Source organism: Shewanella sp. MSW, assembly GCF_007636515.1.
Taxonomy (GTDB): Bacteria; Pseudomonadota; Gammaproteobacteria; order Enterobacterales; family Shewanellaceae; genus Shewanella; species Shewanella indica.
In genome coordinates this window covers 168,766-189,086 of sequence record NZ_LVDR01000008.1, presented here as the reverse complement: position 1 = coordinate 189,086, position 20,321 = coordinate 168,766, and the positions used below count along the sequence as shown (strand labels likewise).

At 51.7% G+C, this 20,321-nt stretch carries 17 protein-coding genes, 4 tRNA genes and 2 pseudogenes; 13 read left to right on the top strand and 10 right to left on the bottom strand.

All coding sequences use genetic code 11. The features are described 5' to 3' along the window. Positions 1–95: 95 nt before the first annotated feature. The gene (locus tag AYI96_RS10945; RefSeq protein WP_143078420.1) at positions 96–731 is read right to left on the bottom strand and encodes a hypothetical protein; all 636 of its coding nucleotides are present in this window, start codon (positions 729–731) and stop codon (positions 96–98) included. A 188-nt stretch (positions 732–919) separates the two neighbouring features. Here AYI96_RS10945 and AYI96_RS10940 point away from each other — a divergent pair. Then, positions 920–1,279 (top strand): annotated as a pseudogene (locus AYI96_RS10940) (transposase); the annotation flags it as partial. A 499-nt stretch (positions 1,280–1,778) separates the two neighbouring features. Next, a complete protein-coding gene (locus AYI96_RS10935; RefSeq protein ID WP_039035553.1) occupies positions 1,779–3,641 on the top strand; it encodes a methyl-accepting chemotaxis protein in 1,863 nt (620 codons plus the stop codon). Between the two features lie 209 nt (positions 3,642–3,850). Here AYI96_RS10935 and AYI96_RS10930 read toward each other — a convergent pair whose 3' ends face one another. Beyond that, a complete protein-coding gene (locus AYI96_RS10930) occupies positions 3,851–5,473 on the bottom strand; it encodes a methyl-accepting chemotaxis protein (RefSeq protein WP_071476719.1) in 1,623 nt (540 codons plus the stop codon). Positions 5,474–5,697: 224 nt separating this feature from the next. On the opposite strand from AYI96_RS10930, the pseudogene AYI96_RS10925 reads away from it, so the two are divergent. Beyond that, a pseudogene (locus AYI96_RS10925) lies at positions 5,698–6,896 on the top strand (ISL3 family transposase). A 48-nt stretch (positions 6,897–6,944) separates the two neighbouring features. On the opposite strand, the gene AYI96_RS10920 reads toward AYI96_RS10925, so the two are convergent. From AYI96_RS10920 to AYI96_RS10900, 5 genes are all read right to left on the bottom strand, one after another. Then, a tRNA-Leu gene (locus tag AYI96_RS10920) sits at positions 6,945–7,031 on the bottom strand. A gap of 33 nt (positions 7,032–7,064) precedes the next feature. Next, a tRNA-Leu gene (locus AYI96_RS10915) sits at positions 7,065–7,151 on the bottom strand. 40 nt (positions 7,152–7,191) lie between these two features. After that, a tRNA-Leu gene (locus AYI96_RS10910) sits at positions 7,192–7,278 on the bottom strand. 52 nt (positions 7,279–7,330) lie between these two features. Continuing rightward, positions 7,331–7,406, bottom strand: a tRNA-Phe gene (locus tag AYI96_RS10905). Between the two features lie 267 nt (positions 7,407–7,673). Next, positions 7,674–8,435: an outer membrane protein assembly factor BamD gene (locus AYI96_RS10900; RefSeq protein ID WP_071475756.1), complete on the bottom strand. Its 762-nt coding sequence runs from the start codon at positions 8,433–8,435 to the stop codon at positions 7,674–7,676. A gap of 122 nt (positions 8,436–8,557) precedes the next feature. On the opposite strand from AYI96_RS10900, the gene rluD reads away from it, so the two are divergent. From rluD to clpB, 3 genes are all read left to right on the top strand, one after another. After that, the gene (gene rluD, locus AYI96_RS10895) at positions 8,558–9,532 is read left to right on the top strand and encodes a 23S rRNA pseudouridine(1911/1915/1917) synthase RluD (protein WP_039033048.1); all 975 of its coding nucleotides are present in this window, start codon (positions 8,558–8,560) and stop codon (positions 9,530–9,532) included. 1 nt (position 9,533) lies between these two features. Beyond that, positions 9,534–10,247, top strand: coding sequence for a peptidoglycan editing factor PgeF (gene pgeF, locus AYI96_RS10890; RefSeq protein WP_071475757.1), 714 nt, complete (start codon positions 9,534–9,536; stop codon positions 10,245–10,247). Positions 10,248–10,343: 96 nt separating this feature from the next. Then, the gene (clpB, locus tag AYI96_RS10885; protein ID WP_144361599.1) at positions 10,344–12,917 is read left to right on the top strand and encodes an ATP-dependent chaperone ClpB; all 2,574 of its coding nucleotides are present in this window, start codon (positions 10,344–10,346) and stop codon (positions 12,915–12,917) included. Positions 12,918–13,032: 115 nt separating this feature from the next. Here the strand turns inward: clpB and ispB are convergent, their stop codons facing one another. Next, positions 13,033–14,004 (bottom strand): octaprenyl diphosphate synthase, encoded by a 972-nt coding sequence (gene ispB, locus AYI96_RS10880; RefSeq protein ID WP_039033051.1) that lies wholly within the window; start codon positions 14,002–14,004, stop codon positions 13,033–13,035. 273 nt (positions 14,005–14,277) lie between these two features. On the opposite strand from ispB, the gene rplU reads away from it, so the two are divergent. The 7 genes from rplU (at position 14,278) to AYI96_RS10845 (ending at position 18,441) form a co-directional block, all read left to right on the top strand. After that, complete coding sequence (rplU, locus tag AYI96_RS10875) at positions 14,278–14,589, top strand: 50S ribosomal protein L21 (RefSeq protein WP_025012063.1); 312 nt, start codon at positions 14,278–14,280, stop codon at positions 14,587–14,589. A 14-nt stretch (positions 14,590–14,603) separates the two neighbouring features. Then, positions 14,604–14,858, top strand: a complete 255-nt coding sequence (gene rpmA, locus AYI96_RS10870) for a 50S ribosomal protein L27 (protein WP_011760936.1) — start codon at positions 14,604–14,606, stop codon at positions 14,856–14,858. A 135-nt stretch (positions 14,859–14,993) separates the two neighbouring features. Next, the gene (gene cgtA, locus AYI96_RS10865; RefSeq protein WP_071475759.1) at positions 14,994–16,160 is read left to right on the top strand and encodes an Obg family GTPase CgtA; all 1,167 of its coding nucleotides are present in this window, start codon (positions 14,994–14,996) and stop codon (positions 16,158–16,160) included. A 23-nt stretch (positions 16,161–16,183) separates the two neighbouring features. Beyond that, positions 16,184–16,945: a threonine/serine exporter family protein gene (locus AYI96_RS10860; RefSeq protein ID WP_144361598.1), complete on the top strand. Its 762-nt coding sequence runs from the start codon at positions 16,184–16,186 to the stop codon at positions 16,943–16,945. After that, complete coding sequence (locus AYI96_RS10855) at positions 16,945–17,412, top strand: threonine/serine exporter family protein (protein ID WP_174840187.1); 468 nt, start codon at positions 16,945–16,947, stop codon at positions 17,410–17,412. The genes AYI96_RS10860 and AYI96_RS10855 overlap by 1 nt, the downstream gene beginning before the upstream one ends. Positions 17,413–17,435: 23 nt before the next feature. Beyond that, entirely contained in the window at positions 17,436–17,918 is a 483-nt protein-coding gene (folA, locus tag AYI96_RS10850) for a type 3 dihydrofolate reductase (protein WP_101095503.1), read from the top strand. 133 nt (positions 17,919–18,051) lie between these two features. Further along, a complete protein-coding gene (locus AYI96_RS10845; protein ID WP_039033055.1) occupies positions 18,052–18,441 on the top strand; it encodes a DUF3718 domain-containing protein in 390 nt (129 codons plus the stop codon). A gap of 5 nt (positions 18,442–18,446) precedes the next feature. Here the strand turns inward: AYI96_RS10845 and AYI96_RS10840 are convergent, their stop codons facing one another. Together AYI96_RS10840 and yjjX are read right to left on the bottom strand one after the other, a co-directional pair. Beyond that, a complete protein-coding gene (locus tag AYI96_RS10840; RefSeq protein WP_083399750.1) occupies positions 18,447–19,448 on the bottom strand; it encodes a bifunctional helix-turn-helix transcriptional regulator/GNAT family N-acetyltransferase in 1,002 nt (333 codons plus the stop codon). A gap of 191 nt (positions 19,449–19,639) precedes the next feature. Next, positions 19,640–20,176 (bottom strand): inosine/xanthosine triphosphatase, encoded by a 537-nt coding sequence (gene yjjX, locus AYI96_RS10835; RefSeq protein ID WP_144361597.1) that lies wholly within the window; start codon positions 20,174–20,176, stop codon positions 19,640–19,642. Positions 20,177–20,321: the final 145 nt, after the last annotated feature.

The following is a 20,321-nucleotide window of genomic DNA, read 5'->3' as shown; positions in this document are numbered from 1 at the left end:
CGATGAACAGAAATTTTGTGTACAGAATAAACAGTCACACCTGCTTTTCTATACACTATCTATCATGGTTTCCACTTTAAATTAGACGATGGTGACTAATAGCCTTGATTGAGTAACCATTGATCATCCAACCAATATTCACTGCTGCGTTGGAATCTGATGTAAGACCAACCGACATCCCTTTCATAGGATAAGATTTGATTGCCATTGCCAACGACGACCCAAAACCAGTTACTGCTTGAGTTATTGTAGGCTTTAACCCTTACCCCAGAGACATCGACTGTCTCGTTAGTGGCGGTAAGACGTAGGGGTTTTGTATAGGTTGCTATAGAGGTAATACGCATGTTGGTGAGCAGATCGGGAGCCTGCGATGCAAGGAACTCACGGGCTACTCGCTCACTTTCTTTCTCGGAAGGCAAGGGGTGAGCCACCACGCTGGACGTAATATTCATAAAACCCATGAGTGTCCCATCTTTACTGTATAAGGTACTGAAATGCTCACCTTGTAAGCCCGTATTTTGCCCGTCTTGCCGTTCATAGCGTGTGAGTGTCATCGGCACGTCATCTTGGATAACGGAACGTTGATAGACGGCTTGATAACCCTCTGGGATAGGAAGTGAATTAGTTTGATCGTCTTGAGCCAATACAGGTGTGGCGAACATGCTCACTAAGAATAGATATCCTAAGTGATAGCTCAGCCTTCGCCTTGGTAAATAATAACTTGCCAACATGTGTAGCCCCTCAGTTAGTTTTTGTTGCTGATACCAACGGTTTATACCTCATGAGGTAACAATGGATTTGTAATGGTTATATCTTGAAATGTAAATGTAAACCATTTCAATTGGCAAACAGTTTGACATTTGAGAGTGTAACAATATCTGTGTAAGTGGCATTTTTAACTTCTTAAAAGGAATGTCGAATGCCAATAACAGACAAATTTATCAATCAGCTACTCGTTGGCTGTAATTCTCCCGATGATATTCTCGGTGACGCTGGACTTCTCAAGCAACTCACCAAAAAGGTCACTGAGCGTGCCTTAAATGCCGAAATGGAACAGCATCTTGGCTATGCAAAACATGCACCGGAAGGTAAAAACTCCGGCAACTCTCGTAACGGGAAGTCCACGAAAACAGTGCGCAGCGTTCACGGTGATATCAAGCTGGATATTCCTCGTGACCGCAAGGGCACCTTCACCTCTCAGCTGATAAAGAAAGATGAAAAGCAGTTAGGTGGTTTCGATGACCGCATCATCTCGCTGTATGCCCGAGGCATTACCACGGCTCCCAGATTGTTGTATTCTCAATCCCGTACGAAAGACTTGCCATCCAGACTCAGGGTTTCTTTATCGATTGCATTTTGGCTGTTGTATAAGTAGATCCAGTTGATATTACCGGCATGCAAAGGACTTAGCCATTTGCTGCGAACCACGCCTTGCATCCAGATCTGTAAGCCGACGCAGAGAATACATGGGGCTTGTTTGCACTTTCCTTAGATCTTTCTTGGATTCACTTCTGATTGTTGAATATCGCATGCAATTGCTGTTTGTAGGGTTAAAACCTTCCTTGAACGACAGATGCTTGGCGCTTTCGGTTTTTTTGACTCAGTTAATAGAAAAAATTTTAGTTTTTTTTGCACAGTGACAAGGCTAGTGACTGTTTTTCAATAGGTTAATCATTGACAATATAAGATGACATTTTTGTTACCGGATTAACTCAACTGACACGGGGACAGAATTGCGACTATTTTTTTAGAGTGACTCTTTTTATTGAGGTAACACCATGCTTATTCGCCACAAGTTGTTACTGAGTGCCGCCGTTTCGATCGGTGCCTTGGTATTGATGTTTGCACTGCAGCAATATTCCAGCTCGGTGCAGACAGAACTGTCCATCGCCATCCAGAAAGTGGTTGAGCTGGACAAAGAAGTATTAAGCATGCGCAAGAATGAAAAGGATTTTTTTGGCCGCCAGGATCTCAAGTATGTCGAGATACATCAGCAGGAAGCACAGGCCACGGCGCAGTTGATGCAAGAACTGGCACTGATCTTCAAGGAGTATGATCTCCCCGAGGCGCCGATAAACAGCTTTAATCGTGATTTTGCCAACTACCGGCAGTTGTTTACCGGGGTGGTGCAATTACAGCGTGAGATAGGTTTGAGCCCCAAGAGTGGCCTCTACGGTGAGCTACGCTCAGCGGTGCACAATGTCGAAAGCTTGGTGGCAGAGCATAATGTGTCTGAGCTTATGGTGTTGATGCTGCAACTGAGGCGTAATGAGAAAGACTTTATGTTGCGGCGGGATCTCAGCTACCTCAATAAGTTTGATACCAATATCGAACGTTTCAATGAGGCGCTCAATGCCAGTTTGCTGGACTTCAGTGTTCGTAGCAATATTGAGCAACTGATGAGCAAATATCAGCAAAGCTTTAAGAGTTTGGTGGCCAAGGAGCAGGAGTTGGGGCTCGACGAGTCCAAGGGCATGATGGGGCAGCTGCGAGAAGCGATTTTTGCCACGGAAAGCTCATCTACCAAGCTGAAAGAGTTGGCAATAGCCAAGGTGGAAAACGAGCAGCAGTACAGCTTCATGCTGGGGTTGGCACTATTTGGTCTTATTGCTTTGTTGTTGGTGGTCAGTACTGTGATGATTATCCGCAGTATTATGAGGCCGGTCGAGCGTATCACGGATGTCATTTCCCGCATCGAGCTTCAAAAAGATCTGTCGCTGCGCTGTGATGTGGGCTCCAACGATGAGCTGGGCATGATAGGACGTCATTTTAACAGCATGGTGGAGAGTTTCCAGAAGCTGATCGAACAGGTTATCGAATCAGTGGATGCCATGCGCCATTCCTGTGAAGAGCTGTCCCGCAATGCCATCAGCGCCTCGGAAGGCGTGTCGAAACAGCTGAATGAAACCGATATGGTCGCTACGGCGATCACCGAGATGGGCGCTACCATAGACGAGATTGCCAAGAATACTGAACTGGCCGCAGGTAAGGCGGAACAGACCCACAACAATGCGCAGGATGGTCAGGTTGAGGTTGAAGATACTATCAATAAGATCCAGTCTTTGGCGCAACAACTGAACGACTCTGCCAAGGTGGTGGCCGAACTTGAAAAAGACAGCCAGACCATAGGCAGTGTGTTGGATGTGATCCGCGGTATCGCTGAACAGACCAACCTGTTGGCATTGAATGCCGCCATTGAAGCGGCCCGTGCCGGCGAGCAGGGGCGGGGCTTTGCCGTGGTGGCCGACGAGGTGCGCAGCCTGGCGATGCGAACTCAGGAGTCGACCGAAGAGATTGCTGGTATCATTCAAACCCTGCAGAGCCGCACCCATTCGATAGTGGATATTATGGAGCAGAGCCAAAAGCAGGGCGGTGAGAGTGCCCAGCAGGCGGCCAGTGCCGGCACCTTGCTTGCGCAGATCAATGCTGATGTCACCAATATTATGGATATGAGCACTCAAATAGCTGCCGCCATTGAAGAGCAGAGTATGGTGGCCGCCGAGGTGAACAAGAATGTGGTGGTGATCCGCGATATTGCCGAGGAGTCGGCTCAGGCGGCAGAAGAGAATGCTACGGCATCCGATGAGGTTCGTCACCGCGCCGACTATCTGCATCAGGCGGTGAGCCAATTCAAAATCTAGTTTTCCAGGCACAGGCGAAAACCGCGGCATGTCCGCGGTTTTGTTTTAGTTGCAGTCGTAGTCTTTAGCGGTTGTGGCACTTTCTTGCTCTGCTGTGGAGACGGCTTTTTTCGAGGGGGCTGCCAGGAATGGCGGCAAAGTTTTTGGGTTCACAAAAGGCTTGGAGTTGGCAGGGAATAAAAAATAGGCCCCGAAGGGCCCTCAGAGAGTTAGAGACGGAAGCGGGCCACTTCGGCGCGCATGTTTTCCGCCAGATGGCTTAAGTTGCTGACCGACTCGGTTAACTCGTTGGCTGCCTGGGCCGATTGTTGGGTGATGTCGCTGATTGCCATAATGCTGCGATTGATATCTTCGGCCACGCTGCTTTGCTCTTCGGCGGCGGTAGCGATATGGGTATTGAGCTGGGCAATGGAATCGACAGACACCACTATCTCTTTCAAGGCCTCACCGGCCATATTGGCTTTGCTGTTGGCCTGTTCGACCTGAGTGATGCCTTGCTCCATCGCCGTCACCGCTTCCTGCACACCTGTCTGCAGTGTGGCTATCATGGATTCAATCTCCTGGGTTGAGCTGTGGGTACGACTGGCAAGGGTTCTTACCTCGTCGGCCACTACGGCAAAGCCCCGCCCCTGCTCGCCGGCACGGGCCGCCTCAATGGCGGCGTTCAGTGCCAGCAGATTGGTTTGCTCGGCAATTCCCTTAATCACATCCAATACCCTGCCTATGTTTTGGCTTTCATTGGCCAAGTGGGTGATCACCTGCGCTGTACCCTGAATTTGCGCTGAGAGGGCCACCATGCTGGCAATCGACTCCTGCACTATTGAATCGCCATTGGCGGCACTGGCATCGGCGCTGTGGGCGGAGTCGGCAGCGGCCGTGGTGCTTTGGGCTACTTCGGAGACTGTGGCGGTCATTTCATTCATGGCAGTAGCCGTCTGCTCTGTCTCAGCCTGTTGTCTGTGCATCCGCTCGTTGGTTTGTTGGGTGAAGCTGGAGAGCTCTGTCGCTGAGTCGCTGACCGTATTGGCGGCATTGGCGATATTGTTGAGGATCCCTCTGAGGTGAGATATTACATCTCTTAAGTTATCGGATATCTGCCCCAGTTCATCGGCGTTGAAGGTTTTGAATTGCACAGTTAGGTCCGAGTCGCTGCGAATCTTCTTTAACTGAGTGAGAATATCGCCTATGGGTAACATGACGCTGCGGTTGACCCAGACACTGAGTAGTAAGCTAGCAATAATGGCGACACTGACCAGGGAGATAAACAGCACAACGGAAGAGGAGTAGAGGTTTTGGGTTTGCTCTCTTTCTTGTTTAGCGACATCAAGTTGCAGGGTCACCAACTCGGCAATCTTGCCACTGATGGGATCTATCACCTGATAGAGAGGAATAATTTCCTGGCTGAGCTGGCCCTGAATATTACCGCTCAGGGTGGCCAATTTATTTTGCAGACGCTTTATCTGCTCATCGGCGGGAATAAACAGCCGCTTGGCTTCATTGACCAGTTGTGATTCTCTGGCGGTCAACTGAGTGGCTGTGTAATCCTGCCATTTCTGCTTGATGCTTCTGTCAGCTTCATTGAGCGCGGTACTGGCTTGTTCGGCACTGAAGTCTCCGGCATTGGCCTTGTTGATCGCGTCTATAACAAAGACGGCGTAATCATCACCTATGCTCTTGAGATCTTTGAGTGGGACAACCCGGTCGCTGTAGATATTTTCTACCCCTGAGTCGATTTGGTTCATGATATTGATGGCGATACCGCACAGTAGCAGCATCAAGAGAAGAGGCACGGCCATACCGAGCAACATCTTGTGTTTCAGTTGTAACTTCATGCTTGAGAACCTTGGTCCAGAAGGGAACTTGTCCTTGGATGAGGCCCTGTCATTCCAATTTGTTGAGCCATACAAAAGGTATAGCAAAAAGTATGAAACGCGTGAGACGAGAGAGGGGCAAATTTGAGGTTCATCGCAGATTAGCGTGGACTGGAAATGAAAACGGTTGGAGAGTTATTGTTTAGTCGCCAAACCAAAACAATAACCAACCCCAACCGTTCTCAATGTCGAATATTACTTTTCCCATTGTGCTCTGGGAAGGCTTTGAAGCCGTCCATACCGAGCAAAATCAACAAACCCTCATCATCCACCTAAAGCCGATTGATAACGGCTACTGTGCTTGCGGCAAACCGGCTAAGGCCGTTCACGACGCTTCACTTCACTTCGCAGCGTATCGGAACGAACCATACTGGCGTTTCAGGTTCAGTTACGGCTACCCGTCCGCCGTATTCTTTGCCCCGATTGCGGTATCGTTCGGGAACATATCAGCTGGTTAAAGCCCTATGCTCGCCAGACCACACGGCTCATTGAGCATGTCGAGGCGCTACTCAAGCTCTTGCCGATTAAACATATTTCGCAACTCCTTGGCCTGCACTGGCATACCATCAAGACTATCGACAAACGTCGGCTGGCAAGGGAGGTCACAGAGCCTGATTGGAGTCGTGTCAAACGCCTGGTCATGGACGAGTTTGCCCTGTTCAAAGGCCATCGTTACGCCACCGTGGTGGCCGATGCAGATACTCATCAAGTCCTTTGGATAGGTGAAGGCCGCAGTAGAGAAGCTATCCGGCCGTTTTTCGTTAAGTTGGGTCAGTACTGCCAACAGATTGAAGCCGTTGCTATGGATATGAATACTGCCTTTGACCTGGAGGTACAGATGCACTGTCCCCAAGCCAAAGTGATCTACGACTTGTTCCATGTTGTTGCCAAGTATGGCCGTGAAGTCATCGACCGAGTCAGGGTTGACCAGGCTAATCAACTCAAGCACGACAAACCAGCCCGCAAACGGGTGAAACGGGGGCGCTGGGTCTTACTCAAAAACAGAGATAATTTGACAGACAAACAGGCGGGTTATCTCAACGAGCTGTTGGAGTCGAACAAAAGCTTAATGACAGTTTACCTGCTCAGGGAGCAACTCAAGGAGATGTGGTACTGCACAGATGAAGCCGAAGCCATGGCTCAATGGAACCTTTGGTGGCAACAAGTCAGAGAGAGTGGTATCAGGCCGTTACTCCAATTTGGCCAGCGTCTTAAAAACTATCTTCATGGCATAGTTGCTTCAGCGGTTCATCCGTTGTACACCTGCCGACTGGAAGGGATGAACAACAAAATCAAACTGCTGAAGCGAATGGGCTATGGCTACCGGGATACCGAATACTTCTTTCTGAAAGTCAGAGAGGCGTTCCCCGGAGATCCGCGATGAACCAAATTTGAGGCACAAAAAAACCTCGCATTGCGAGGTTTAAATGATTGGTACAGGTGAGAAGACTTGAACTTCCACGCCCGTGAGGGCACCAGCACCTGAAGCTGGCGTGTCTACCAATTCCACCACACCTGCACTGTTTTCATTTCGACTCTTTCATGTGTTAATTGGTACAGGTGAGAAGACTTGAACTTCCACGCCCGTGAGGGCACCAGCACCTGAAGCTGGCGTGTCTACCAATTCCACCACACCTGCACATTGAGAGTCTAACGTACAGCTAACTATTATTGCAAAGTGGTACAGGTGAGAAGACTTGAACTTCCACGCCCGTTAGGGCACCAGCACCTGAAGCTGGCGTGTCTACCAATTCCACCACACCTGCACTGTACTGCCTTGCAATTTTCTCAGTCGCCTGAGCACCTTAAAGTTGAAGGTGGTGCCCGAACCCGGAATCGAACCAGGGACACGCGGATTTTCAATCCGCTGCTCTACCAACTGAGCTATTCGGGCGACGGCGTGCATTAAAAGACTTTTACGGTTTTGAGTCAACTCTTTTCTGAGAAATATTTCAAAATAACGCGTGTTTGAGCAAGTTTTACTCGAAAAGGCGCATATTGCTTAGCTTTTGAACGAAAGCCGCGTCATTGCTGGGCTAGGGGTAAATTAGCCCAATCGAAAATTCAGGCTGTAAAGCCGGGATTTCGAGGTTTAAGGGCAGGCTGGTTTTATCTTCTTCTGGAAACAAAACGCCCCACGGTAAAGTGGGGCGTTAAGGGATTAATTCTTGAGGAGGTCGTTCCCCGGATAGTTGGCACGCATGACTGTAAGTACATGCTGTTTTAACTGTTCCTGACCCAGCTCACCATAGGCGGTGGCCATGATCTCGAGCGCGCGCTCTATCGATGGGGTGCCGGGATAGGTTTCCATCACCGACTGAGCCCTGATGGCGGCAGCGCTCCAGGCATTCATCTTCAGATAGTATTCGGCCACTTTAACCGAATACAGCGCCAGACGATTTTTCAGGTGCTGCATTCTCTTCTGGGCGTCGGCCGCATACTTGCTGTTGGGATAGGTCTTGAGCAGGCGCTCGAAGTCCTTGAAGGCATCGAGGGCAAATTGAGGATCCCTGTCGCTTCTGTCTATATTGAGCATGTCATGAAACAGATAGTTGTCGGCCTGCATATTCACCAGTCCACGCATATAGTAGACATAGTCTATATCCGGGTGAGTGGGGTTGAGGCGGATAAATCTGTCGATGTTGGCGACTGCCGATGGGGTGTCATCCAACTTATAGTAGGCATAAATCAGATCCAGCTGAACCTGAGTCTTGTGTGGGCCAAAGGGGAAGCGGGAATCCAATGCCTCCAGTGAACGCACAGCCTTGGTATAGTTACCCAGCTCCATAGAGGTGCGGGCCTGGGAGTAGAGAACGTCCGGAGACAGCTTGCTGCTAATTAAGTCGTCTTCCGGTTTGCTGCTACAGGCCACAATGGCCAGCGAAAAAAAGGCTATGGCAGCGCCTTTGGCAATATTATGCATACTTGAATTCGATTCTTGAGTAAGTTGTTGTTAAGAATTTTTCCATTTCACGATAAAATGGCCGATTCCGAGTGTACCAGAAAGTACACAGTTTTTGACCCCATTAACTGGGGACGGTTCCTATGACGCAAGAGATTAATCTAAAAAGCGAGATATCAGCAACCCAAACAGGTCTGAGATTGGATCAGGCTTTGGCCGAGTTGTTCCCCGATTACTCCCGTACCAGGATCAAGGAATGGATCCTCGATGGCAAAGTATCCGTTGATGGTACTGTGGTAAACAAGCCCAGAGAGAAGGTATTGGAATCTCAGGAGATAGAGGTTCACGCCACTCTGGAAGAAGAGGTGCACGCTGAGGCTCAGGCTATCGATCTGAATATCGTCTATGAAGATGACCATATATTGGTGATCAACAAGCAGGCGGGTTTAGTGGTGCATCCCGGTGCCGGTAACAGTGACGGCACTTTGATGAATGCCCTGCTGCATCATTGCCCCGAGATAGAACATGTGCCCAGGGCCGGTATTGTCCATCGTCTCGATAAGGACACCACAGGCCTGATGGTGGTGGCCAAGACAGTTGAGGCTCAGACTCATCTGGTGGCGGCGCTGCAGGCGCGCGACATTACCCGTGAGTATGAAGCCATAGTGCTGGGCACCATGACAGCCGGTGGTACAGTGGATGAGCCTATCGGGCGTCACCCCACCAAGCGTACTCATATGGCGGTGCACCACAGCGGTAAGCCGGCGGTGACTCACTATCGTGTGGCGGAAAAATTCCGTGCCCACACCCGCTTGCGCTTGAGGCTGGAAAGTGGCCGGACTCACCAGATCCGGGTGCATATGGCTCATATAGGGCACGTGTTGGTGGGCGATCCCGTCTATGGCGGTCGTCCAAAACCCCCCAAGGCCGCCAGTGAAGCCTTTTTCGAAGTGCTGAAAAACTTCAAGCGCCAGGCGTTGCATGCGGTGCGATTGGAGTTGGTGCATCCCATCACCTGTGAGCTGATGAGTTGGCAAGCACCTATCCCCGAGGATATGGTTGAGCTGACCAAGGCGCTGCGTAAAGACACCGAAGAGCATCCGCCGGAGTATCTGTAACATGTACGGCTGTCACTGGCCGCTGCCGGCCAATGTCAGAATCGCCATGACCCAGCGTCATGGTGGTGTCAGCCTGCCGCCGTTTGACAGTCTGAATCTGGGGCTGCATGTGGGAGACATTTCCGCATCTGTGCAGGCCAACCGTGCTCTGCTGGCAAAGCGGCTGGCTCTGCCCAGCGAGCCGGCATGGCTGGAGCAGGTCCATGGCACAGAGGTGGTCGACCTGGCGCGCGATGCCCAAAGGATTGCCGATGGCAGCTATAGCGACAGCAAGGCGCATGTGGCCGTGGTGATGACCGCCGACTGTCTGCCCGTACTTCTGTGTGACAGTGCAGGCACCCAGGTGGCGGCGCTGCACGCCGGCTGGCGTGGCCTGTGTGATGGCGTTATCGAGGCGGGAATTGCCCGTTTTCGCCCCGGCTCTGAGCTTATCGCCTGTCTTGGGCCGGCAATAGGCAAAACGGCCTTCGAAGTAGGCGGTGAAGTGCGCGCCGCTTTTTGCAATAAAGACCCCAAGGCCGACAACTGCTTTGTAGCTAAGGGAGATAAGTTTCTCGGCGATCTGCAGGGGCTTGCCAGGCTCAGATTGCAGCAGGCGGGTGTCCGGCAGATATATGCCTTGGATGCCTGTACCTATAGCAACAAAGATTATTTTTCCTACCGTCGCGACGGCCGTACCGGCCGCATGGCCTCGCTGATTTGGCTCACTGATTGAGTGGTTATTTGATTCGTCTGACTTGAAATTGGTTAAAGCATCCTCATATTTAAGCTAACAAAGTAATACCTTATTTTGAGAGTTTCAGGAGGCTGTATGCGACTCGATCGTATGACCAATAAATTTCAGCTTGCTATCTCGGATGCCCAATCTCTGGCTCTTGGCCGTGACCATCAGTTCATAGAACCTGTCCATCTGATGATGGCTTTGTTAAATCAGGATGGCGGTTCAATTCATCCGCTGTTGACCCAAGCCGGTATTCAGGTCAGCACTCTGCGTTCCCTGGTAAGCCAGGAACTGGAGCGCTTGCCTCAGGTTGAAGGCACTGGCGGTGATGTCCAGTTATCCCAGGCGCTGATACGTTTGCTGAATCTGTGTGACAAGCTGGCACAGAAGCGCAAAGACAAATATATCTCCAGTGAGCTGTTTATTCTGGCGGCACTGGAAGGTAATGACACCCTAGCACAGTGCCTCAAGCAGGCCGGTGCGACCAAAGAGCTGATGGAGAAAACCATCGAAGCCGTGCGTGGCGGCCAGAAGGTAGACGATCCCAATGCTGAGGATCAGCGCCAGGCGCTAAAAAAATACACCATAGATCTGACCGAGCGTGCCGAGCAAGGCAAACTGGATCCAGTTATTGGCCGTGACGATGAAATTCGCCGCACAGTGCAGGTGTTGCAGCGTCGCAGCAAGAACAACCCTGTGCTTATTGGTGAGCCCGGTGTGGGTAAGACCGCCATTGTCGAGGGGCTGGCGCAGCGTATCGTCAACGGCGAGGTGCCCGAAGGCATCAAAAACAAACGGGTATTGTCGCTGGATCTCGGTGCTTTGGTAGCTGGTGCCAAATACCGTGGTGAGTTTGAAGAAAGACTCAAGGCTGTGCTCAACGAGCTGGCTCAGGAAGAGGGGCAGGTGATCCTCTTTATCGACGAGCTGCATACTATGGTGGGTGCGGGTAAATCCGATGGCGCCATGGATGCGGGTAATATGCTCAAGCCGGCACTGGCCCGCGGTGAGCTACACTGCGTCGGTGCCACAACTTTGGACGAGTATCGTCAGTATATTGAAAAGGATGCGGCACTGGAGCGGCGCTTCCAGAAAGTCCTGGTGGATGAGCCCAGCGTCGAGGATACCATCGCCATTTTGCGTGGCCTGAAAGAGCGCTACGAGCTGCATCACCATGTGGAAATTACCGATCCGGCGATTGTGGCGGCGGCGACTATGTCTCACCGTTATGTGTCTGATCGTAAGTTGCCGGACAAGGCCATCGACCTTATCGACGAAGCCGCTTCCAGCATCCGGATGCAGATAGACTCCAAGCCGGAGCCGCTGGATCGCCTCGAGCGCCGTATCATTCAGCTTAAGCTGGAAGAGCAGGCGTTGGCGAAGGAAAACGATGAGGCCAGTCGTAAGCGTCTTGAACATCTGCGCAGCGAGCTGGTGGAAGTGGAGCAGAAAGCGGCTGAACTCAACGAAATTTGGCACACAGAAAAAGCCGCACTGGCGGGCACTCAGCATATCAAGGCTGATCTGGAGCAAGCCAGACTGGATATGGAAGTGGCACGCCGCGCCGGTGATTTGACCCGGATGTCAGAGCTGCAATACGGCCGCATCCCAGAGCTGGAGAAACAGCTGGATCTGGCGTCTCAGGCCGAGATGCAGGATATGACCTTGCTGCGTAACAAGGTCACGGATGTTGAAATTGCCGAGGTACTTTCCAAGGCGACCGGGATCCCGGTTTCCAAGATGCTCGAAGGTGAGCGGGAAAAACTGCTGCATATGGAAGATGCATTGCATGAGCGGGTGATAGGCCAGGATGAGGCGGTCGATGCCGTGGCCAACGCCATTCGTCGTAGCCGCGCGGGTCTGGCCGATCCTAACCGGCCCATAGGCTCCTTCCTGTTCCTTGGCCCGACCGGGGTAGGTAAGACCGAGCTGTGTAAGTCGCTGGCCAAGTTCCTGTTCGACACAGAGAGCGCCATGGTGCGGATAGATATGTCCGAATTTATGGAGAAACACTCTGTCTCCAGGTTGGTTGGGGCGCCTCCGGGCTATGTGGGTTATGAGGAAGGGGGTTACCTTACCGAAGCGGTGCGCCGCTGTCCTTACTCGGTGATCTTGCTCGATGAGGTGGAAAAGGCACACCCGGATGTGTTCAACATACTGCTGCAGGTACTGGATGATGGCCGCCTGACCGATGGTCAGGGGCGTACGGTCGACTTCCGTAACGCCGTGGTGATTATGACCTCGAACCTGGGTTCCGACATTATCCAGGAGCAGTTCAGCCACCAGAGTTACGATGAGATGAAGGCTCAGGTGATGAATGTGGTGCAGCACCACTTCCGCCCCGAGTTCCTCAACCGGATCGATGAAACCGTGGTATTCCACCCGCTGGAGAGCGGGCATATCAAGAGTATTGCCGCGATTCAGGTCGAATCGCTGCGCCAACGTTTGCTGGAGAAAGAGTTCGAGCTGGAGATCACAGATGCCGCGCTGAGCTTTATTGCCAGAGCCGGGTTCGACCCTGTGTATGGCGCAAGGCCGCTGAAGCGGGCACTGCAGCAAGAGGTGGAAAACCCACTGGCGCAAAAGCTGCTTAGAGGTGAGTTACTGCCAGGTCAACCGATCAAGGTGGACTATCGCGACGACAACTTGGTGTTTGAGCAGTAATCACACCATAAACAACACACCATAAATCAAAAGGAGCGCTTTGAGCGCTCCTTTTTTTTACTTGGGCTAAACGACAAATTTAACTGATGGACTTTAAATCGTCGTCTTTAGTCTATCAGTGACTGCGGGCTACGGCGATTTTAGCCAGGCTTACCAGCGCCAGCTTGTAGTCGGACTCTGGCAGTACCGAAAGGGCCGCTACGGCCTTATCGGCTTCTTCATAGGCCCTTTGCTGGGTATATTCCAGTGCGCCACAGGTGTTGAGTGCATTGATGATCTCTTCGATATGTTCAGTGCCATCACCTTGTTCAATCGCCTGGCGGATCATCTGTCGCTGTGGCTCTGTACCGTGGGCGATGGCGTAGATCAGCGGCAAAGTGGGTTTACCTTCGGCGAGGTCGTCACCTATGTTCTTGCCCAGTTCTTCGGCGTCCGCTGTGTAGTCCAGTAGGTCATCGGTCAACTGGAAGGCGGTGCCCAGGTATTTGCCGTAGTCGGCCAGCGCCGTTTCCATTTCGCTGTCGCAACCGGCCAGCACACCGGCCAGACGGGTTGCAGCTTCAAACAGTTTGGCGGTCTTGCAATAAATAACCCGCATATAGCTGGCTTCAGTGGTATCCGGATCGTTGCAGTTCATCAACTGCAGCACTTCACCCTCGGCCAGTACGTTGGTGGTGTTGGCCAGAACCTGCAGTACCTTCATCGACTCCAACTCTGTCATCATCTGGAAAGAGCGGGTATAAAGAAAGTCGCCGACCAGCACGCTGGCGCTGTTGCCAAACAGGGCATTGGCTGTCTCCCGTCCACGGCGCAGAGTGGATTCATCCACCACATCGTCGTGGAGCAGTGAAGCGGTATGAATAAACTCTATGATAGCGGCCAGCTTCAGGTGTGCTTCACCACTATAGTCGAGTGATCTTGCTGCCAGAATCGACAGTAACGGCCGCATACGTTTGCCGCCACCGTTGATGATGTAGAACCCCAATTGATTGATCAGGGCAACATCAGATTCGAGTTGTTTGTAGATCAGTTGATTGACGGCTTGCATGTCGGCGTCAGCCAGCTGACGGATAGCAGTTAAATCCATAGTAGACTCTAGGTATGAAGGAACGCCGAATCGGCAGCTCCCGATAAGCTTAAGTATTGTAATAGACCGAAGTTTACCTAAAATTAATGAACAAGACAGTAGCAGAGGGAGCAATGTGCGAGTTAATCCGGTCTTTTTTTCTTGAGCTTCAATTAGGGCTTGCCTGTAAGGGATTATTCGCGTAAACTCCGCGCCCATTGTCATTAAAGTTTTTGTAGCACCCAGCCTCATAGAGATGAGCCGGCGTGTTAAGAATTTCGGAGTAAAATAGCTATGTACGCTGTTTTTCAAAGTGGTGGTAAGCAACACCGTGTTGCTGAAGGCCATACTGTTCGTTTGGAAAAAATTGAAGTTGCCACTGGTGAAACTATCGAATTCGATCAAGTTCTGCTGATCGCTGATGGTGAAAACGTCCAGGTGGGTACCCCTCTGGTAGCAGGCGGTAAAGTTGTGGCTACAGTTGTTAGTCATGGCCGTGGTGAAAAGGTAACTATCCAAAAGTTCAACCGTCGTAAGCACCACGAGAAGAAAATGGGCCACCGTCAGTGGTTCACTGAAGTTAAAATCACTGCTATCAACGCTTAATAGGAGTCTGACTCATGGCACACAAAAAAGCTGGCGGTTCTACTCGTAACGGCCGCGATTCAGAAAGCAAACGTCTTGGTGTAAAGCGCTTCGGCGGCGAATCAGTTCTGGCTGGTAACATCATTGTTCGTCAACGTGGTACTAAGTTCCACGCAGGTGTTAACGTAGGTATCGGTCGTGACCATACTCTGTTTGCCCTGACTGACGGCAAAGTTAAGTTTGAAGTTAAAGGTCCTAACAACCGTAAGTTCGTTAGCATCGAAGATTAATCTTCAAACCAGAATTGCTTTGAGCCCCGCCATTGGTGGGGCTTTTGTTTTGGGCGAGAGCCATAGTTTCTGTTTTTTGGCGCCTTGCAGGGTTAGGCAGTATAATTGCCTCATTCCGTGGTGCCAGGAGTATGTATGAAGTTTGTCGATGAGGCAGTGATCAGAGTTGAAGCTGGAGATGGTGGCAGTGGCTGCGTCAGCTTCAGACGTGAAAAGTACGTGCCGGATGGTGGTCCAGACGGTGGCGATGGTGGCGACGGCGGCAGCGTTTATCTGCAAGCGGATGAAAACCTCAACACCCTGATTGACTACCGTTTTGAGCGTTTCCATATGGCTGAGCGCGGTGAAAACGGCCGAGGCCGCGACTGTACCGGTAAAGGTGGTCAGGACTTGGTGCTTAAGGTGCCAGTGGGAACCCGGGCGGTTGATGAAGAAACCGATGAGGTGCTCGGTGATCTGACCCAGCATGGTCAGAAGCTGTTGGTGGCCAAAGGTGGTTTCCACGGTCTTGGCAATACTCGTTTCAAGAGCAGTGTTAACCGCGCCCCCAGACAAAAGACCTTGGGGACTCCCGGTGAAGTGCGCAGCTTGCGCCTTGAGCTGATGCTACTGGCGGATGTGGGTTTGCTTGGCATGCCAAATGCCGGTAAGTCGACCTTTATTCGGGCGGTTTCCCGCGCGACACCGAAAGTAGCCGATTATCCCTTTACCACCCTGGTGCCTAATCTCGGTGTGGTAAATCCTCGCCCAGGGCAGAGCTTTGTGGTGGCGGATATTCCAGGGTTGATTGAAGGTGCTGCCGAAGGTGCCGGTTTAGGTATTCGCTTCCTCAAACACCTTGAGCGTTGTCGTGTATTGCTGCATATCCTGGATATTGAGCCTATTGATGGTTCAAGTCCTGCAGAAGCGGCCAAGGCGATTGTCGCTGAGCTTGAGAAATACTCGCCCAAGCTGGCTTCCAAGCCACGTTGGCTGGTGTTCAACAAGACAGATCTGCTGCTGGAAGAAGAGCTTCAGGAAAGAGTCGACAGCATAGTCAAGGAGATGGGCTGGGAAGGGGATGTTTACACCATCTCGGCTTATACCCGTGAAGGCACCAAGGAACTGGCTGAAAAGCTCTATGACTTTATCAGTAGTCTACCGGCGGAAGAGCAACAGCAAGATCCTGACGCCGATGTCGAGTTCAAGTGGGATAACTACCACCAGGATAGCCTGGAAGACCTCAACGAAGACTATGATGATGAGTTCGACGATGACTTCGACGACGATGATTACGATGTCGAGGTTATTTACCAAAGATAATATCTGAGCGAGCCTGAACACCTGTGTACGCTGATACCCAAAACGATATCACCCGGCAGGTCGTCCGGGTTGCTCAGCTATTGCTGGCCTACGGCGCTGAATCTGAACTGGTTGAAGAGATCAGTCAGCGTCTAGGCCGGGCACTTGGCTTGGCCAGTGTCGAGCTATCCATCTCATCCAATTCACTGGTGCTCACCAGCTTGGTTTCCGGTCGTTGTATTACCACTACCCGGCGCATTCGCGAGCACGGCATCAATATGACAGTGGTGTGCGAGCTGCAACGTATTTGCCTGCTGGCCGAAAAAGGCCTCTATGGCCCCAATGAAGTCCGCAAACGCCTTGCCAGACTGCAACCCAAAACCTATCCCAAGTGGCTGCTTATCCCAATGATAGGTCTTTCCTGCGGCAGTTTTTGTCATCTTTTCGGTGGCGATCTGGCCGCATGCTTTATCACCTTCTTTGCCTCTGTGATCGGCATGTTTGTGCGCCTGGCTATGGCGCAACGTCACTTCAATGTGTTGGTGAATTTTGCCGTGACCGCCTTTGTCATCAGCTTGGTGGCTCAACTGGGGTATCTCTATCCTGTGACCCAAACCCCTGAGCTGACGATGGCGGCCTCTGTGCTGATGCTGGTTCCCGGCTTTCCGATGATCAACTCGATATCGGATATGGTTAAAGGCCATATGAATGTAGGGATCTCCCGCTGGGGACAGGCGACCCTGATGACAGTCTCCTCAGTGATAGGTATTACCATCGCTATGCAGCTTGGGGGTATCTTCCTGTGATGGACACTCTGTTGTTACTGCTGAATGACGCCTTTTTCTCGGCGATTCCCGCCATGGGCTTTGCCATGCTGTTTAATGTTCCCAGGCGTTATCTGCTTTATTGTGCCCTGGCCGGGGCCATAGGCCACAGCTCTCGGACCTTGATGTTGCAGTTTGGCTTGCCGATAGAGTGGGCCACCTTTGCCGCTGCCGGCATCATAGGCATGGTAACCATCGCCTTTGCCAAGCGTCATCTGGCACCGCCGCTGTTGTATGCCGTGGCGGCAATTATCCCTATGATCCCGGGTTCCTATGCCTACAACACTGTGATTGCCTTGGTGCAATTGACCGCTCAGTCACAACTCAGTACCGAGCTATGGGAGCAGGTGGTTACCAATGGCCTGAAAACCGTGTTCATTCTCGGGGCTTTATCTGTCGGTCTGGCCATGCCCAGCCTGCTGTATTTCCGTACCCGCCCGGTAATTTAATCCAATAATAACAAGGAGCGTATATGCGCATCGCCATGATTGCCGCCATGGCCCATGACAGAGTCATAGGCAAAGATAACCAAATGCCCTGGCACCTGCCGGAAGATCTGCGCCATTTTAAGCAGATGACCCTGGGAAAGCCGGTGGTGATGGGACGTAAGACCTTTGAATCTATAGGTCGTCCTCTGCCCGGACGCCACAACATAGTGATCAGCCGCCAGAGCGATTATGCACCGGAAGGTGTGACCCGGGTTTCTTCCTTTAAAGAGGCTGTGGAAGCGGCAGGAAACTGCGAAGAACTGGTGGTGATAGGTGGTGGTCAGCTCTACCGGGAAATCCTGCCTCAGGCCGATAGGCTGTATCTGACAGAGATAGACTTGCAAGTGGAAGGGGACACTCGCTTTCCTGAATGGAACGATGGCAGCTGGCAGCAAGTTTACGAGGAAAGTGGTCGCGGTGTAAATGGATTGGGCTTTCGCTTTATTAATATGATTAGAAAATGTTAAATTTGAGCAGACTTTTGAACCCTGAAACGTGAGTGGCACCGGCCACGAAGCGATCCTTATGCCCAAGAGTCCCCGGCAGACAAGTCTGCCGGGGACTCTTGGCTTTAATAACAATTACAAAAAGGAGTGTCAGATGCGTCTGTTGCCCGTGGCCATTGCTGCACTGATTGCTGTATCTTCAGTGTCATCCCCTTCAACTGCTAAAGCCGAAGATCTGTTGGCTGCCAGTATCTGTGATTACGTCAAGTCCAACGACAAAAATCGCCTGCGTAAGAAATTGAAAGAAAATCGAGTGAAGCTGCGTAATATCTATTCAGGACTTTCCTGTGACGGCGAAAGCCTGCTGCGCACTGCCTATCACAGCAACGCCGAAGATACCGGCGAGTTTATCGCCAAGCGCTTGTCAAAAACCGAATTGGAAGTGGTGGAAGCTGACGGCAAGACCATAGTCGACTGGGCCGACGCCAATGGTTTTGGCGCCAGCATTATTACCCTGGCCATTAAAGAGCGCTTAGGCAGCTGAATCCGCTAAAGTGTCAACAACATAGGGATTTCGCAGGCGCTGTGGCCGGTATTGCCAAGGGGCTTGGGTAAGGTGGTAAAGCCCAGGCTGGCGTAGAGGCCAAGCGCTTGTGGCAACAGTTGGGTAGTTTCCAGATAGCAGGCCTTATATCCCTGCTCGCGGGCAAAGCTGAGACATTGCAGTGCCAAACGGCGGGAGAGCCCCAGGCCTCGTAGTGCGGGCATAAAGTACATTTTCTGCAACTCACACACGCCATCTTCGCCGGGTAAGGGGGCGATACCGGCACCGCCGAGCAGTTGCTGCTGTTTTTCAATTATCCAATATTGGCTTCCTGGCTGAGTATATTGGCGACTCAGGTGATCCAGGGTCGGGTCGGCTACACTATAACCCTTATCGGGTGTCAGGCCATATTCGGCCGATACTGCGCGTATCACGGCGGCTAACTCGGCATCGTCTGCCGCCTGCAGTGGCCGGATTATTACCCCTTGTTGACTCTTGGCCTTGGTAATCGCCTTATTGTAGCAGCGCAGGCTGGCTTCTAGTTGGGTCACCTCGCTTGGTGCCAGCTGGGCAAGAATGTCAGCAAATTGGTTATCCTGTTGGTTATCCAATTGTTGCAGCATCCTATGCCCGGCCGGAGTCAGGCTGACCTGCAGACAGCGATTGTCCCTGGGATTAGCCTTGGTTTGCACGAGTTGTTTCTTGACCAGATGACTGACGGCACGACTGGCATTGGATTTATCGATATTGAGCAGGTTTCCCAGCTCCTTGATACTGAGATCTTGCTGTCCCAGCTCCAGCAGTGTGTGTGCCTGCACCGGGGTCAGTGGCAGTTGCCCACAGGCGCCGGACAACATACCCAGTTGCCGTACCAAGTGACGTGACAGTTGTCTGAGTACAGGACTGACCTGGGCCAGTTCATCCTGAGATGGTTCCTGGTGAGAGCTCGGCTCTTTAACATCAGGCTTGGATGAGCCCAAACTTAACGGTTTTGTACTGAGGGACATCTAAGGAATTACCTCGCAAATGATAAAATGGTTGCGTAAAGCAACTAATTCTGAATTCAACTTAGCTCAGTCTGTATCTATTTGCAACAGCTGGGTTTGGTCATCGTCCCGCATTTACACAGGTCGCTTGGGAAAGATTGAAGTGGGGCGGTCAACAACACCGCCGTTATTAATAACAGCGGTTGCTGGTATCAGTAAAGCTCCGGGTAACGCAGTGGCGCCGATGCGAGCAGCAAGGCCGAGTGATAAATACTCTCGCGAGTAGCATGCCCCTGGGTCAAGAGCCCTATGGCGCCACCTGCCTGTTTGACATTGACGGTATTGAACAGCGAATCCATCACATCTCCCAGTTCTTCACCGGCCTTGAGCGCGGCATAAACCTTGGGCGGCAGGGGCAGGTGAGCACTGCGGCCGACGCAGAGGCGTTCTTTGGTGGCTATAACCACATAGGCAAAGGTGGCTGGCCCCTGGGGGAAATCATCCACCCCACCTTCCATTGCCAGATAGTAATCGGCATCTGCATTCGCCTTGCACCATTCCACCCTGTTGATGGCTCCCTGGCGGGTATCGGCATCTGTCATGGGTTGCTCCGCGACACCGGATGGCGCCTTCATGGCTTGGCAGTGGATCTCGGCGTCGGGATGCAGGGCGCGAACCGCATTCTCGGCGGCTTTGATTTTCACCGGGTTGGTAGAACCCACCACTATCTGTAACTGTTTTTGTTTCATATTTGTTTGTTTGATAGATCTTTAATGTAGACGGGTGTTTGAATCATTGTTTAAATGGTCGGAGGTGCGACCTTGAATTGGGCGTCATTGTGACGCGCCATAAATCACAACGCAAGGTGCACCGAGGGACACGACATAGGCGCCA

Bases quoted from the DNA above. Each gene is read 5' to 3' on its own strand.
- ispB (WP_039033051.1), bottom strand. From the start codon at position 14,004: ATGGATTTAACTGCTATCCGTCAGCTGGCTGACGCCGACATGCAAGCC.
- AYI96_RS10900 (WP_071475756.1), bottom strand. From the start codon at position 8,435: ATGCATAATATTGCCAAAGGCGCTGCCATAGCCTTTTTTTCGCTGGCC.
- AYI96_RS10840 (WP_083399750.1), bottom strand. From the start codon at position 19,448: ATGTCCCTCAGTACAAAACCGTTAAGTTTGGGCTCATCCAAGCCTGAT.
- pgeF (WP_071475757.1), top strand. From the start codon at position 9,534: ATGTACGGCTGTCACTGGCCGCTGCCGGCCAATGTCAGAATCGCCATG.
- folA (WP_101095503.1), top strand. From the start codon at position 17,436: ATGCGCATCGCCATGATTGCCGCCATGGCCCATGACAGAGTCATAGGC.
- AYI96_RS10845 (WP_039033055.1), top strand. From the start codon at position 18,052: ATGCGTCTGTTGCCCGTGGCCATTGCTGCACTGATTGCTGTATCTTCA.
- rpmA (WP_011760936.1), top strand. From the start codon at position 14,604: ATGGCACACAAAAAAGCTGGCGGTTCTACTCGTAACGGCCGCGATTCA.
- AYI96_RS10855 (WP_174840187.1), top strand. From the start codon at position 16,945: ATGGACACTCTGTTGTTACTGCTGAATGACGCCTTTTTCTCGGCGATT.
- rplU (WP_025012063.1), top strand. From the start codon at position 14,278: ATGTACGCTGTTTTTCAAAGTGGTGGTAAGCAACACCGTGTTGCTGAA.
- rluD (WP_039033048.1), top strand. From the start codon at position 8,558: ATGACGCAAGAGATTAATCTAAAAAGCGAGATATCAGCAACCCAAACA.
- AYI96_RS10935 (WP_039035553.1), top strand. From the start codon at position 1,779: ATGCTTATTCGCCACAAGTTGTTACTGAGTGCCGCCGTTTCGATCGGT.
- clpB (WP_144361599.1), top strand. From the start codon at position 10,344: ATGCGACTCGATCGTATGACCAATAAATTTCAGCTTGCTATCTCGGAT.
- AYI96_RS10930 (WP_071476719.1), bottom strand. From the start codon at position 5,473: ATGAAGTTACAACTGAAACACAAGATGTTGCTCGGTATGGCCGTGCCT.
- yjjX (WP_144361597.1), bottom strand. From the start codon at position 20,176: ATGAAACAAAAACAGTTACAGATAGTGGTGGGTTCTACCAACCCGGTG.
- AYI96_RS10945 (WP_143078420.1), bottom strand. From the start codon at position 731: ATGTTGGCAAGTTATTATTTACCAAGGCGAAGGCTGAGCTATCACTTA.
- cgtA (WP_071475759.1), top strand. From the start codon at position 14,994: ATGAAGTTTGTCGATGAGGCAGTGATCAGAGTTGAAGCTGGAGATGGT.